Consider the following 12,573-nt stretch of genomic DNA (forward strand, 5'->3'; position numbering starts at 1 on the left):
TGGCGCCGTAATACGGCAGGTCGGGTGCCTGCGCCGCGTTAGCCTGGAGCGTCAGACTCCAGCCAGCGGAAGCAGAGGGGCGCGAGGCACCCGTGCGCATCGCCAGATTCTCCATCGACGGCAATGTCGCCTTCGGCGCGGTCGAGGACGACGGGACCGGTGACCCCGGTGGCCTCGTCCTCGACATCATCAAGGGCATTCCCTACGCCGACTTCGAGCTCTCCGGAACGAAGGTCCCGCTGAGCAAGGTCCGGCTCCTGCCGCCCGTCCTGCCCAACAAGGTCGTGGCCATCGGCCGCAACTACGCCGAGCACGCGGCAGAGCTCGGCAACGAGGTCCCGGACGTACCCGTCGCCTTCTTCAAGCCCTCCACCTCGGTGATCGGCCCCGGCGACGCCATCGAGTACCCCTCCTTCTCGAACGAGCTGCACCACGAGGCCGAGCTCGCCGTCGTCATCGGCCGCCTGTGCCGCGAGGTCCCGCGCGAGCGCGTCAAGGACGTCATCTTCGGCTACACCTGCGCCAACGACGTGACCGCGCGCGACGCCCAGAAGCGCGAGAAGCAGTGGGCCCGCGCGAAGGGCTTCGACACGTCGTGCCCGCTCGGCCCCTGGGTGGAGACGGGCATCGAGCTGGCAGCCGCGCAGGACCTCACGATCCAGTGCACGGTCAACGGCCAACAGCGCCAGCTGGGTCGTACGAGCGACATGATCCGCTCCATCGAGGACCTGGTCGTCCACATCACCGAGGCCATGACGCTGCTCCCCGGAGACGTCATCCTCACCGGCACCCCGGCCGGGGTCGGCCCCCTCAACGTCGGCGACGAGGTCGCCGTCACCATCGAAGGCATCGGCACTCTCACCAACAAGGTGATCAAGCGTGGCTAACGCGACGAACGTCCGCGTACGTTTCTGTCCCTCGCCGACCGGCAACCCCCACGTGGGCCTGGTCCGCACCGCCCTCTTCAACTGGGCGTTCGCCCGGCACCACCAGGGCACCATGGTCTTCCGTATCGAGGACACCGACGCGGCCCGCGACTCGGAGGAGTCGTACGAGCAGCTCCTCAATTCGCTGCGCTGGCTCGGTCTCGACTGGGACGAGGGCCCGGAGGTCGGCGGCCCGCACGCGCCGTACCGCCAGTCGCAGCGCATGGACATCTACAAGGACGTCGCCGAGAAGCTGCTCGCCGGCGGTTACGCCTACCCCTGCTACTGCACCGTCACCGAGCTGGACGAGCGCCGCGAGGCCGCCCGGGCCGCCGGCCGGCCCTCCGGCTACGACGGCAAGTGCCGCGACCTGACCGACGAGCAGAAGGGCGCGTACGAGCGCGAGGGCCGTGAGGCGATCATCCGCTTCCGCATGCCCGACGAGCCGATCACCTTCACCGACCTCGTCCGCGGTGAGCTGACCTTCACGCCGGACAACGTCCCGGACTACGGCATCGTCCGCGCCAGCGGCGCCCCGCTCTACACGCTCGTCAACCCCGTCGACGACGCGCTGATGGAGATCACGCACGTGCTGCGCGGCGAGGACCTGCTCTCCTCCACCCCGCGCCAGATCGCCCTGTACAAGGCGCTGATCGAGCTCGGCATCGCCCAGCAGATCCCGGCCTTCGGCCATCTCCCGTACGTCATGGGCGAGGGCAACAAGAAGCTCTCCAAGCGCGACCCGCAGGCCTCGCTCAACCTCTACCGCGAGCGCGGCTTCCTGCCCGAGGGGCTGCTCAACTACCTCTCCCTGCTGGGCTGGTCGTTCTCGGCCGACCAGGACGTCTTCTCGATCACCGAGATGATCGAGAGGTTCGACATCGCGGACGTCAACGCCAACCCGGCACGCTTCGACCTGAAGAAGGCCGAGGCGATCAACGCGGACCACATCCGCCGGCTGGACGTGAAGGCCTTCGCCGAGGCCTGCGAGCCCTGGCTGCAGGCTCCGCACGCCCCCTGGGCCCCCGAGGACTTCGACCGCGCCGCGTGGGAGGCGATCGCCCCGTACGCCCAGACGCGTCTCACGGTCCTCTCCGACATCACCGCCAACGTCGACTTCCTCTTCCTGCCCGAGCCGGTCGAGGACGAGGCCTCCTGGCAGAAGGCGATGAAGGAGGGCTCCGACGCCCTGCTGCGCACGGCCCGCGAGAAGCTCGAGGCCGCGGACTGGTCCAGCCACGAGTCGCTGAAGAACGCGGTCCTGGCCGCCGGCGAGGAGCACGGCCTCAAGCTCGGCAAGGCCCAGGCCCCGGTCCGCGTCGCGGTCACCGGCCGCACGGTGGGTCTGCCGCTCTTCGAGTCCCTGGAGATCCTGGGCCGGGAGAAGACCCTGGCCCGGATCGACGCGGCGCTGGCCAAGCTGGCGGCGGCGTAGTCGATTCCCGTCGTACGCCCTGAGGGGCGGCAGCCGGTGCGGCTGCCGCCCCTCAGGCGTTGTCGGGGGCCGGCTGCACCGCAGGCGCCCCACGGCCGCCCAGCACCCCCTAGCCTGGGATCATGGCGATCCGCGCGGTCCTCTGGGACATCGACGACACGATCTTCGACTACACCAGCGCCGACCGCGAAGGGCTGCGGCGCATGCTCGAGGACGAGGGCCTGCCGCACGCATACACGTCCGCGGACCAGGCCCTCCGGCGCTGGCGGGAGCTCACCGAACACCACTGGGCCCGTTTCGCCGCCGGGGAGACGGACTTCCGAGGGCAGCGGCGCGACCGGGTCCGCAGTTTCTTCGTCCGGGAGCTGAGCGACGCCGAGGCGGACGAGTGGTTCGCCCGGCACGTCGCGCACTACGAGGCCGCATGGTCGCTGTTCCCGGACTTCCTGCCGGCTCTCGACCGCCTCGCAGGCGAGTACCGGCATGCCGTCCTGTCGAACTCGTCCCTCCACAACCAGGACCGCAAGCTGCGCATCCTCGGCGTCAGGGACCGCTTCGAGGCCGTCCTGTGCGCCGTGGAGCTCGGGGTCTCCAAACCCGAGGCGGCGGCCTTCCATGCCGCGTGCGACGCGCTCGGGCTGCCGCCGCAGGACGTCGCGTACGTGGGAGACCACCCGGACATCGACGCGAGCGGTGCCGGCGCGGCGGGGCTGACCGGCATCTGGCTGGACCGCGGTGGGCAGGGCGGCAGGCCGGAGCTGATCCGGATCACGGGTCTGGAGGAGCTACCCAGCGTGCTGCAGTCGGATACCCGTTTTGGAGCGCCGTCCACCTTCGGGTAATGTTCTTCCTGCGCCGGGAGGAGCGGGCCGGAAAGCCCGAGCTGAAAGCGCACAACCGAACAAGACCCCCCGCAGGGGGGTTGAGTTTTGGTGGCCTATGGTGTAATTGGCAGCACGACTGATTCTGGTTCAGTTAGTCTTGGTTCGAGTCCAGGTAGGCCAGCTCGCAGAGCTCATCTGCAAAGCCCCCGTTGTGTAGCGGCCTAGCACGCTGCCCTCTCAAGGCAGTAGCGCCGGTTCGAATCCGGTCGGGGGTACAGATCCATCCTGCTGGTCACCAGGGTCGCTCCCGGTGCCTTCGCAGTGACAACATCCGGCGGTAGCCGGGTGGGGATCGCTAGGGCCCCCGTTGTGTAGCGGCCTAGCACGCCGCCCTCTCAAGGCGGTAGCGCCGGTTCGAATCCGGTCGGGGGTACTGGTCTATACCACCATGGCCTATGGTGTAATTGGCAGCACGACTGATTCTGGTTCAGTTAGTCTTGGTTCGAGTCCAGGTAGGCCAGCAGGTCCAGTCAGTTGGATCACCATCTTGCCCCCGTTGTGTAGCGGCCTAGCACGCCGCCCTCTCAAGGCGGTAGCGCCGGTTCGAATCCGGTCGGGGGTACGTGACGAGAAGGCCCTCCCCATAGGGGAGGGCCTTCTCGCGTATGCCTCAGCCGAACCGGCGGTACGACTCCTCGGCCTGGGCCAGCCTGCGCAGGCTCAGCAGCACCGGCTCGTACAGCACCGTGAGCGCCACCGCGGCCTCCACCTGCTCCTCCTCCTGCTCGTACTTCTCCACCAAGTCCAGGTCGTTGACGGCCAGTTCGGCGGCGCTGCGAGCGTACGGGAAGAGGTGTGCCACGTCGCAGGGGTAGCCCAGCCGGTCCATCGTGGCGATCGCGGCGACCAGCGTCCGGTACGAGGGCGACAGCGCGCCCTGCTCGCGGCCGAAGCTCCAGCCGAGCCGCTCCATCAGTGCGTCGGCGGTGCGGCCGGCCGTCTCGGTGGCGGGGTCCTCCTCGTCCGGCTCCGGGCCGTGCGGGAGGGCCCAGACCGCGGCGCCCAGGCGCATGTGGTGGTCGAGGGTGTCGTCGGCGACGGCCGCGAGGACCTCGCGGGCGGCGGCCACCGGTATGCCGCCGACCTGGATCAGCGCACGGACCAGCCGGAGCCGGCGCAGATGCTCCTCGTCGTACTCGGCCTGGGTGGCGCTGACCCGCCGGCCGGGCGGCAGCAGTCGCTCACGCAAGTAGTACTTGATCGTGGCGGTGGGGACGCCGCTGCGTTCGCTGAGCTCTGCCAGTCTCATCTGCTTGCGCCTTTCATTGGAGAGTGGCACTATCCAAGTGTAGATAGCTCCACTATCCAACAATCCTCGCAAGGGGGGGCGCGATGGGCAAGCAGCCGATCCAGGGGCGCATGACGGCGGAGTCGCAGGAGGACGTGGTCGTCTTCCTCATCGGGATGCGCATCAACAGCTTCCGGGCGCTGCGGAGTTGGTGGCCGGTGTTCATGGCCATGCCGCGGATGCTGAAGGAGCTGTCGCAGGACGAGGGCAGCGGACTCCTTGGCTACCAGCTGCTGCTGGGCGCGCCCAGGGTGCTGTACACCGTCCAGTACTGGGACTCGAAGGAGAAGCTGCTCGCGTACGCCTCCGCGCAGGACAAGCGGCACCGGCCGGCCTGGGCGGCGTTCAACCGGCGGATGCGCGAGGGCAAGGGCAAGGTCGGCTTCTGGCACGAGACGTACATCGTCCCGGCGGGGTCGTACGAGAACGTCTACGTGAACATGCCGGCGTTCGGGCTGGGCGCGGCCACGGGGGTCGTCCCGGTGGCCCGCCGCGGCGACCGCGCGGCGGATCGCCTCCGCGCGGCATGAGCCTTGGGGCCGGGTGGGTGCGGCGAGTCGCGGGCGCATGTGGCGCCTGCGACTCGGCCTTTCCCGGGGGCTCCGTCCCCGGACCCCCGTCCTCGGACGCCCGGTCCCCCCGCGCGCTGCCCGTACCGTGCTCCGCGCCCGCAGGGCGAGCCGGGGAGGGGCGGAGCCCTCGGGGTCAGCCCGTGCGGCGGAGGGCGTCGGAGAGGCGGGCCGCCGCGTCGATGACCGCCTGGGCGTGCATACGGCCGGGGTGACGGGTCAGGCGCTCGATCGGTCCGGATACCGAGACCGCCGCCACGACCCGGTTCGACGGCCCCCGCACCGGCGCCGAGACGGACGCCACGCCCGGCTCGCGTTCGCCGATCGACTGGGCCCAGCCCCGGCGCCGTACGCCCGACAGGGCCGTCGCCGTGAAGCGGGCGCCCTGCAGGCCGCGGTGCAGCCGCTCGGGCTCCTCCCAGGCCATCAGGATCTGGGCCGACGACCCGGCCTTCATCGTGAGCGTGGAGCCGACGGGCACCGTGTCCCGCAGTCCGGACAGCCGCTCGGCGGCCGCCACGCAGATACGCATGTCCCCCTGCCGGCGATAGAGCTGCGCGCTCTCGCCGGTCACATCGCGCAGATGGGTCAGCACCGGCCCCGCCGTGGCCAGCAGCCGGTCCTCGCCCGCCGCGGCGGCCAGCTCGGCCAGCCGCGGGCCCAGAATGAACCGGCCCTGCATGTCCCTCGCCACCATCCGGTGGTGTTCCAGAGCCACGGCGAGGCGATGAGCCGTGGGTCGTGCAAGCCCTGTCGCCGCGACCAGTCCGGCGAGGGTGGCCGGACCGGACTCCAGGGCGCTCAGAACCAGAGCTGCCTTGTCGAGAACGCCGACGCCGCTAGAGTTGTCCATGAAACGATACTCACGTCTCACTCTGTGAAACGCAAGTTCAATTTCTCCGAGAAGTTGCGAACCTGGATGTGCGGCCGTACAAGGGCCCGCGCTCCCCGCCAGGTCCGACGTACGGACGACGGCGGAGTTGATCTCTAGTTGGGCCCGGCGACGCCGCCGGGCCGGAGGGAAAGCGATGGGTAGGACACTCGCGGAGAAGGTCTGGGACGACCACGTCGTCCGGCGCGCCGAGGGCGAGCCCGACCTCCTCTACTTCGATCTGCACCTCCTGCACGAGGTGACGAGCCCGCAGGCCTTCGACGGGCTCCGCCAGAACGGCCGGCGGGTGCGGCGGCTCGACCTCACCATCGCGACCGAGGACCACAACACCCCGACCCTCGACATCGACAAGCCCATCGCCGACCCGGTCTCCCGTGCCCAGCTGGAGACCCTGCGCAAGAACTGCGCGGAGTTCGGCGTCCGGCTGCACCCGCTGGGGGACGTCGAGCAGGGCGTCGTCCACGTCGTGGGCCCGCAGCTGGGGCTGACCCAGCCCGGCACCACCGTGGTCTGCGGTGACTCCCACACCTCCACCCACGGCGCTTTCGGCGCGCTGGCGTTCGGTATCGGCACCTCGCAGGTCGAGCACGTCCTGGCCACCCAGACGCTGCCGCTGGCCCGCCCCAAGACCATGGCGATCACCGTCGAGGGCGAGCTGCCGGACGGCGTCACCGCCAAGGACCTGATCCTGGCGATCATCGCCAGGATCGGTACGGGCGGCGGCCAGGGCTACATCCTGGAGTACCGCGGATCCGCCATCGAGAAGCTCTCGATGGAGGCCCGCATGACCATCTGCAACATGTCGATCGAGGCCGGCGCCCGCGCGGGCATGATCGCCCCGGACCGGACCACGTTCGACTATCTGCAGGGCCGTGACCACGCCCCCGAGGGCGAGGACTGGGACGCGGCGGTCGCGTACTGGAAGACCCTGCGCACCGACGACGATGCGGTCTTCGACGCCGAGGTCTTCATCGACGCCGCCGAACTCTCCCCGTTCGTCACCTGGGGCACCAACCCGGGCCAGGGCGCCCCGCTGTCCTCCCACGTCCCCGACCCGGCTTCGTACGAGGACGCTTCGGAGCGGCTTGCCGCCGAAAAGGCTCTGGAGTACATGGGGTTGACCGCCGGACAGGCCCTGAGCGACATCAAGGTCGACACCGTCTTCGTAGGCTCCTGCACCAACGGCCGTATCGAGGACCTGCGCTCCGCGGCCTCGATCCTGGCGGGCCGCAAAGTCGCCGACGGCGTACGGATGCTGGTCGTCCCCGGCTCGGTGCGGGTCGCGCTGCAGGCGGTCGAGGAGGGCCTGGACAAGGTCTTCAAGGAGGCCGGCGCCGAGTGGCGGCACGCGGGCTGCTCGATGTGTCTGGGCATGAACCCCGATCAGCTGGCCCCCGGTGAGCGTTCCGCCTCCACCTCCAACCGCAACTTCGAGGGCCGGCAGGGCAAGGGCGGCCGGACCCATCTGGTCTCGCCGCAGGTCGCGGCCGCCACTGCGGTGCGCGGGCACCTGTCCTCGCCCGCTGATCTGTCCGACATCCCGGCCTCAGCCTCAGCCGGAGTCTGAACACCGTGACTCCTCCACCCCGCAAGAACGGCGTGGCTTCTCACTCGGCCCGGAGGGCCTCATGACGGCCAAGCCCTGACCGCCGCCCGAAGGCAGGGCAACACCGTACTTCTCCACAGGCAACGAAGGATGAACCATGGAAGCCTTCACCACGCACACCGGCCCGGCCGTCCCGCTGCGCCGCAGCAACGTCGACACGGACCAGATCATCCCGGCGCACTGGCTGAAGAAGGTCACCCGCGACGGTTTCGAGGACGGGCTCTTCGAGGCCTGGCGCAAGAACGACGACTTCGTCCTCAACCAGCCGGAGCGGCAGGGCGCAACAGTCCTGGTCGCAGGCCCCGACTTCGGCACCGGCTCCTCCCGTGAGCATGCCGTCTGGGCCCTCCAGAACTACGGCTTCAAGGCCGTCGTCTCCAGCCGCTTCGCCGACATCTTCCGCGGCAACTCGCTCAAGAACGGCCTGCTGACCGTGGTTCTGCCGCAGGAGGCGGTGGACCGCCTGTGGGAGCTGACCGAGGCCGACCCGAAGGCCGAAATCACCGTGGACTTGGAACAGCGCCAGGTCCGCGCGGCAGGCATCACCGTCGATTTCGAGCTGGACGAGAACGCCCGATGGAGGCTGTTGAACGGACTCGACGACATCAGCCTCACCCTTCAGAACGAAGCGGACATCGCGGCCTACGAAGCCTCCAGGCCGGCCTTCAAGCCGCGTACGATCGAGGCCTGAGCAGCGCTTTTCCCGTCCTGCGCCCTTCACCGTCCGGTGGAGGGCGCAGGCGTTTGTTGAGACCCTGTGGGGCGACAACTCGCCCCAGATGGCACAATCGGTGCATGGAAGGTGACAGCCAACTCGAGCTCTACGAGGCAGTCGCCGCCCGATTGAAGGAAGCGCACGCAAGGGTGCGTGCACTGCAAGTCCCGGAGGGCGTAAGGATGGCGCTGTCCCGGAAGCTGCTGGCAGTGACGGCCGCGGCGAAGCACGATCTCGCAGACGCCGCAAGGCGCCTGGACCGGTTGATGAAGGACCTCGATGAAGGTCGTTTCCCCCAAGGTGACTGACCACCCGGCGACTGGGCCGATATGCGGCTCCGCCGCGTGGCCGCGACGGTCGACTTCGTTGCGGCACTAGGGTGATTAGCCCGTTTCGTGTTTGATTTGCGGTATATATCTGCCTAACGTGCGAAAACGCTTGAACAGTTTCGTTCCGGCAATGTCTCCGAAGGGGAAGACGTGAACAAGGCGCAGCTCGTAGAAGCGATTGCCGACAAGATGGGTGGCCGCCAGCAGGCCGCCGATGCTGTCGACGCGGTACTCGACGCGATCGTCCGCGCGGTTGTCGGCGGCGACCGGGTTTCGGTCACTGGCTTCGGCTCGTTCGAGAAGGTCGACCGTCCGGCCCGGTACGCCCGCAACCCGCAGACTGGTGAGCGCGTGCGGGTCAAGAAGACCTCGGTGCCGCGGTTCCGCGCGGGCCAGGGCTTCAAGGACCTGGTCAGCGGCTCCAAGAAGCTCCCCAAGGGCGGCGAAGTCGCCGTCAAGAAGGCGCCGAAGGGCAGCCTCCAGGTCGGCGCCGCGGTGAAGAAGGCGGCGGCGAAGAAGGCCACCGCCAAGAAGGCCGCGGCGAAGAAGGCACCCGCGAGGAAGGTGACCGCGGCGAAGACGGCGGCGGCGAAGAAGACGCCTGCGAAGAAGGTGACCGCGGCGAAGACGGCGGCGGCGAAGACGGCGACGGCCAAGAAGACCGCCCCCGCGAAGAAGGCGGTCGCGAAGAAGGCGCCCGCCAAGAAGGCGACGGCGCGCAAGACCACCGCCAAGAAGACCACCGCCCGCAAGAAGTAAGCAGCGCGGCAGCACAAGGCCACTCACGCGACGGGCCGGACTCCCTTGGGGGAGCCCGGCCCGCGGCGTCCGTTCGTCATTCCCCCGGCCCGGCCGTGGGCCGGACCGCGTCGGACCGGTTTCCCGGCCGGGTCTCCCCGCGTGTTCGGGGCAGATGCCGCGACGCCCGAGTGATTCATGATCCGGGCGAGGACAAGGCCGAAGCGCCCGCGGCGCCCGGCTCCAGCGCTCAGAGCGTCTGCAGCGTCACCAGCGTGATCCGCAGGGCATCGCCGTTGCCCTCGGTCTCGATCCGCACACGCTGCCCCGGCCGCAGCAGTCGCAGCCCGCCGGCGTCGAACGCAGCGGCGTCGAAATCCACCGGCGTGCCGTCGTCGAGCAGCACACTTCCGCTGCGGGTCTCTGAGTCGTACGTGTACGCGGTCGCCTGCATGCCCTGAGCGTAACGGGCACGCCTGTGCGGCTCTGCCGCGGGCGCCCGCGGCGCGGGCCGGGGACACCCGCCCTACACGCCCTCCTCCTGAACCGGCCGCAGCATCGGCAGCGTCGCGCAGCGCGCCGCCGTGCGCGGGCCGACGCCCAGAGCCAGCGCGGCCCGCAGATCGTCGGCGGTGTCGACGTCGCGGCGGACCGAGTCGACGCCGTCCACGGCAATTTCCGCCGCGCCGGAGCGCAAATGCCGGTTTCGGGATCGCCCGCCGAATGCCGGGCGCAATTCCGTGCCCGGCGCGGCCGCCAGAAATGTCGTCCCAATTCCCGCGGAGTCCGCGAGGAAAGCCCGCGGAAATTGCGAGGCCACTGCAAGCACCCGGGCCAATTCGGCAGCCCGCAGCGCCGGCAGATCCGCGTTGAGCGCCGCCACCGTGGCGCCCGGACGGTCGGCGCGCACCGCGTCCGCCCCGTGTGCCAGCGCCGCGTTGAGTCCCGCGGCCGGTGTGTCCGGGACGATCCGCGCACCGAGCGCTGCCAGCTCCGCCGATGCCAGCGGATCGTCCGTGACGACCGCCACATCCCGCACCGCGGGACACGAGAGCGCCGCGGCCACCGTGTCCTGGGCGAAGGCCAGGGCGAAATGCGGGCGCAAGGCCCCGCCCGCGGCCGCTGCCAGTCTGCTCTTGGCCAGTGCGAGGGGCTTCAGCGGGACGACAAGTGACCACTGCATCGCAACATTGTCACCCGGCCTCGGTCGGTGGCCACGAGAGACCTGCTCGGGGCGGGGCGTACCGTGTTCTCGACAGACCAGGGGCCTGGGGCGACACTTGACCCCCAGCAGCCAGGCAGCAGCCAGTGGCAGCCAGGTCCTAGAGGAAGGTGTCCGAGTGTCCCGCCGCAGAATCGGCTTCTGGTACCGCCTGGCGGCGGTCATCGCGAAACCGCCGTTGGTGGTTCTGTTCAAGCGGGACTGGCGAGGAATGGAGCACATTCCGGCCGACGGCGGATTCATCACCGCCGTGAATCACAACTCCTATCTGGACCCGCTGTCCTACGCGCACTACCAGTACAACACGGGACGCGTCCCCCGGTTCCTTGCGAAGGCCGCCCTCTTCAAGGGCTCTTTCGTCGGCATGATGCTCCGCGGCACCCGCCAGATCCCGGTCTACCGCGAGACCACCAACGCACTCGACGCCTTCCGCGCCGCAGTCGACGCCATCGAGCGCGGCGAGTGCGTCGCGTTCTACCCGGAGGGCACGCTGACCCGCGACCCCGAGATGTGGCCCATGGCGGGCAAGACCGGTGCCGCGCGCGTCGCGCTGCTCACCCAGGCCCCGGTCATCCCGGTCGCCCAGTGGGGCGCCAACCTGGCGATGCCGCCGTACGCCAAGGAGGACAAGCTCAGGCTCTTCCCGCGGAAGACCCTGATCGTGCAGGCCGGACCGCCCGTCGACCTCTCCCGGTTCTACGGTCTGGAGCCCACCCCCGAGGTGCTGCGCGAGGCCACCGAGGTCATCATGGCCGCGATCACCTCGCTGCTGGAGGACGTACGCGGCGAGACGGCGCCCGCCGAGCCGCACGACCACCGCGGGGCGCGGACGGAACAGCGGCAGAAGGCCGCGGAGGAGGGCACCAAGTGACTCGTCCCGTCAAGGCCGCCGTGTTCGGCACCGGATCCTGGGGCACTGCCTTTTCGATGGTGCTCGCCGACGCGGGCTGCGACGTGACCCTCTGGGGCCGCCGCGCCGATCTCGTCGACGCCGTCAACACCACCCGCACCAACCCGGACTATCTTCCGGGCATCCAGCTCCCCGAGCGGATCCGGGCCACCACCGACCCCGCCGATGCCGCCCGCGACGCCGACTTCACCGTCCTCGTCGTGCCCTCGCAGACCCTGCGCGCCAACCTCGCGGAATGGGCGCCCAAGCTGTCTCCCGACACCGTCCTCGTCTCGCTGATGAAGGGCGTCGAACTCGGCACCGCCAAGCGGATGAGCGAAGTCATCGAGGAGGTCGCCAAGGCCCCCGCGGAGCGCGTCGCCGTCCTCACAGGCCCCAATCTCGCCAAGGAGATCGCCGACCGCCAGCCCGCCGCCGCGGTCGTCGCCTGCGCCGACGAGACGGTCGCCCAGCGCCTCCAGTCCGCGTGCATGACCCCGTACTTCCGCGCGTACACCAACACCGACGTCGTCGGTTGCGAACTCGGCGGCGCCGTCAAGAACGTCATCGGTCTCGCCGTCGGCATCGCGGACGGCATGGGCCTCGGCGACAACTCCAAGGCCACGCTCATCACCCGCGGCCTGGCCGAGACGACCCGCCTCGGCCTCGCCATGGGCGCCGACCCGATGACCTTCTCCGGCCTGGCGGGACTCGGCGACCTCGTCGCCACCTGCTCGTCGCCGCTCTCACGGAACCACACCTTCGGCACCAACCTCGGCCGTGGCATGACCCTCCAGGAGACCATCGCCGCCACCAAGCAGACCGCCGAGGGCGTCAAGTCCTGTGAGTCCGTGCTGGATCTGGCCAGGCGGCACGGCGTCGACATGCCGATCACGGAGACGGTGGTCTCGATCGTCCACGAGGGCAAGCCGCCGGTCGTCGCGCTCAAGGAACTGATGTCACGCAGCGCGAAGCCCGAGCGCCACTAGTGCTGCTCCGCGGAAGTTCGTGGAGGGGTGTTGGGGTCGGTCAGGCGGGGGTGTCGAGGTAGAGGCCACCGGCGCAGTCGAGGCAGTCTTC

Annotated in this window: 14 protein-coding genes and 5 tRNA genes; 15 read left to right on the forward strand and 4 right to left on the reverse strand. The window is 69.7% G+C overall.

What is annotated here, in order from left to right; genetic code table 11:
- Window positions 1-92: 92 nt before the first annotated feature.
- From ACWCP0_RS12305 to ACWCP0_RS12340, 8 genes are all read left to right on the forward strand, one after another.
- Entirely contained in the window at window positions 93-887 is a 795-nt protein-coding gene (locus ACWCP0_RS12305) for a fumarylacetoacetate hydrolase family protein (protein ID WP_451078748.1), read from the forward strand.
- Complete coding sequence (gene gltX, locus ACWCP0_RS12310; protein WP_451078749.1) at window positions 880-2,361, forward strand: glutamate--tRNA ligase; 1,482 nt, start codon at window positions 880-882, stop codon at window positions 2,359-2,361. Before ACWCP0_RS12305 ends, gltX begins: the two co-directional genes overlap by 8 nt.
- Before the next feature lie 122 nt (window positions 2,362-2,483).
- Complete coding sequence (locus tag ACWCP0_RS12315; protein ID WP_451078750.1) at window positions 2,484-3,203, forward strand: HAD family hydrolase; 720 nt, start codon at window positions 2,484-2,486, stop codon at window positions 3,201-3,203.
- A 91-nt stretch (window positions 3,204-3,294) separates the two neighbouring features.
- Window positions 3,295-3,366 (forward strand) — tRNA-Gln (locus ACWCP0_RS12320).
- A 21-nt stretch (window positions 3,367-3,387) separates the two neighbouring features.
- Window positions 3,388-3,460 (forward strand) — tRNA-Glu (locus tag ACWCP0_RS12325).
- 85 nt (window positions 3,461-3,545) lie between these two features.
- A tRNA-Glu gene (locus tag ACWCP0_RS12330) sits at window positions 3,546-3,618 on the forward strand.
- A 16-nt stretch (window positions 3,619-3,634) separates the two neighbouring features.
- Window positions 3,635-3,706: transfer RNA gene (locus tag ACWCP0_RS12335), tRNA-Gln, on the forward strand.
- 28 nt (window positions 3,707-3,734) lie between these two features.
- Window positions 3,735-3,807, forward strand: a tRNA-Glu gene (locus ACWCP0_RS12340).
- Window positions 3,808-3,855: 48 nt separating this feature from the next.
- On the opposite strand, the gene ACWCP0_RS12345 is transcribed toward ACWCP0_RS12340, so the two are convergent.
- Complete coding sequence (locus ACWCP0_RS12345) at window positions 3,856-4,494, reverse strand: MerR family transcriptional regulator (RefSeq protein ID WP_351223450.1); 639 nt, start codon at window positions 4,492-4,494, stop codon at window positions 3,856-3,858.
- 83 nt (window positions 4,495-4,577) lie between these two features.
- On the opposite strand from ACWCP0_RS12345, the gene ACWCP0_RS12350 reads away from it, so the two are divergent.
- Entirely contained in the window at window positions 4,578-5,063 is a 486-nt protein-coding gene (locus ACWCP0_RS12350) for a DUF4188 domain-containing protein (protein WP_451078751.1), read from the forward strand.
- A gap of 175 nt (window positions 5,064-5,238) precedes the next feature.
- Here ACWCP0_RS12350 and ndgR read toward each other — a convergent pair whose 3' ends face one another.
- Window positions 5,239-5,955: an IclR family transcriptional regulator NdgR gene (gene ndgR / locus ACWCP0_RS12355; protein ID WP_351223454.1), complete on the reverse strand. Its 717-nt coding sequence runs from the start codon at window positions 5,953-5,955 to the stop codon at window positions 5,239-5,241.
- Between the two features lie 175 nt (window positions 5,956-6,130).
- On the opposite strand from ndgR, the gene leuC reads away from it, so the two are divergent.
- The 4 genes from leuC (at window position 6,131) to ACWCP0_RS12375 (ending at window position 9,403) form a co-directional block, all read left to right on the forward strand.
- A complete protein-coding gene (leuC, locus tag ACWCP0_RS12360) occupies window positions 6,131-7,561 on the forward strand; it encodes a 3-isopropylmalate dehydratase large subunit (RefSeq protein WP_451078752.1) in 1,431 nt (476 codons plus the stop codon).
- Window positions 7,562-7,697: 136 nt separating this feature from the next.
- Window positions 7,698-8,291, forward strand: coding sequence for a 3-isopropylmalate dehydratase small subunit (leuD, locus tag ACWCP0_RS12365; RefSeq protein WP_451078753.1), 594 nt, complete (start codon window positions 7,698-7,700; stop codon window positions 8,289-8,291).
- Window positions 8,292-8,395: 104 nt separating this feature from the next.
- The gene (locus tag ACWCP0_RS12370; protein WP_351223460.1) at window positions 8,396-8,623 is read left to right on the forward strand and encodes an SCO5555 family protein; all 228 of its coding nucleotides are present in this window, start codon (window positions 8,396-8,398) and stop codon (window positions 8,621-8,623) included.
- 171 nt (window positions 8,624-8,794) lie between these two features.
- Window positions 8,795-9,403 (forward strand): HU family DNA-binding protein, encoded by a 609-nt coding sequence (locus ACWCP0_RS12375; RefSeq protein WP_451078754.1) that lies wholly within the window; start codon window positions 8,795-8,797, stop codon window positions 9,401-9,403.
- A 229-nt stretch (window positions 9,404-9,632) separates the two neighbouring features.
- Here the strand turns inward: ACWCP0_RS12375 and ACWCP0_RS12380 are convergent, their stop codons facing one another.
- Both ACWCP0_RS12380 and cofC read right to left on the reverse strand, forming a co-directional pair.
- Window positions 9,633-9,836 (reverse strand): hypothetical protein, encoded by a 204-nt coding sequence (locus tag ACWCP0_RS12380; protein WP_451078755.1) that lies wholly within the window; start codon window positions 9,834-9,836, stop codon window positions 9,633-9,635.
- Between the two features lie 72 nt (window positions 9,837-9,908).
- Window positions 9,909-10,565 (reverse strand): 2-phospho-L-lactate guanylyltransferase, encoded by a 657-nt coding sequence (gene cofC / locus ACWCP0_RS12385; RefSeq protein WP_451078756.1) that lies wholly within the window; start codon window positions 10,563-10,565, stop codon window positions 9,909-9,911.
- A gap of 157 nt (window positions 10,566-10,722) precedes the next feature.
- On the opposite strand from cofC, the gene ACWCP0_RS12390 reads away from it, so the two are divergent.
- Window positions 10,723-11,475: a lysophospholipid acyltransferase family protein gene (locus ACWCP0_RS12390; RefSeq protein ID WP_451078757.1), complete on the forward strand. Its 753-nt coding sequence runs from the start codon at window positions 10,723-10,725 to the stop codon at window positions 11,473-11,475.
- Window positions 11,472-12,482 carry an NAD(P)H-dependent glycerol-3-phosphate dehydrogenase gene (locus ACWCP0_RS12395; RefSeq protein WP_451078758.1) on the forward strand — a complete coding sequence of 337 codons (1,011 nt, stop codon included), beginning with the start codon at window positions 11,472-11,474 and terminating at the stop codon, window positions 12,480-12,482. The genes ACWCP0_RS12390 and ACWCP0_RS12395 overlap by 4 nt, the downstream gene beginning before the upstream one ends.
- The last annotated feature ends 91 nt before the right edge of the window (window positions 12,483-12,573 follow it).

This window comes from Streptomyces sp. NPDC001970, assembly GCF_053594115.1.

Excerpts from the sequence above, each read along its gene's own strand:
- ACWCP0_RS12370 (WP_351223460.1), top strand. The coding sequence starts at position 8,396 with ATGGAAGGTGACAGCCAACTCGAGCTCTACGAGGCAGTCGCCGCCCGA.
- leuC (WP_451078752.1), top strand. The coding sequence starts at position 6,131 with ATGGGTAGGACACTCGCGGAGAAGGTCTGGGACGACCACGTCGTCCGG.
- ndgR (WP_351223454.1), bottom strand. The coding sequence starts at position 5,955 with ATGGACAACTCTAGCGGCGTCGGCGTTCTCGACAAGGCAGCTCTGGTT.
- ACWCP0_RS12345 (WP_351223450.1), bottom strand. The coding sequence starts at position 4,494 with ATGAGACTGGCAGAGCTCAGCGAACGCAGCGGCGTCCCCACCGCCACG.
- ACWCP0_RS12380 (WP_451078755.1), bottom strand. The coding sequence starts at position 9,836 with ATGCAGGCGACCGCGTACACGTACGACTCAGAGACCCGCAGCGGAAGT.
- ACWCP0_RS12315 (WP_451078750.1), top strand. The coding sequence starts at position 2,484 with ATGGCGATCCGCGCGGTCCTCTGGGACATCGACGACACGATCTTCGAC.
- ACWCP0_RS12350 (WP_451078751.1), top strand. The coding sequence starts at position 4,578 with ATGGGCAAGCAGCCGATCCAGGGGCGCATGACGGCGGAGTCGCAGGAG.
- cofC (WP_451078756.1), bottom strand. The coding sequence starts at position 10,565 with ATGCAGTGGTCACTTGTCGTCCCGCTGAAGCCCCTCGCACTGGCCAAG.
- leuD (WP_451078753.1), top strand. The coding sequence starts at position 7,698 with ATGGAAGCCTTCACCACGCACACCGGCCCGGCCGTCCCGCTGCGCCGC.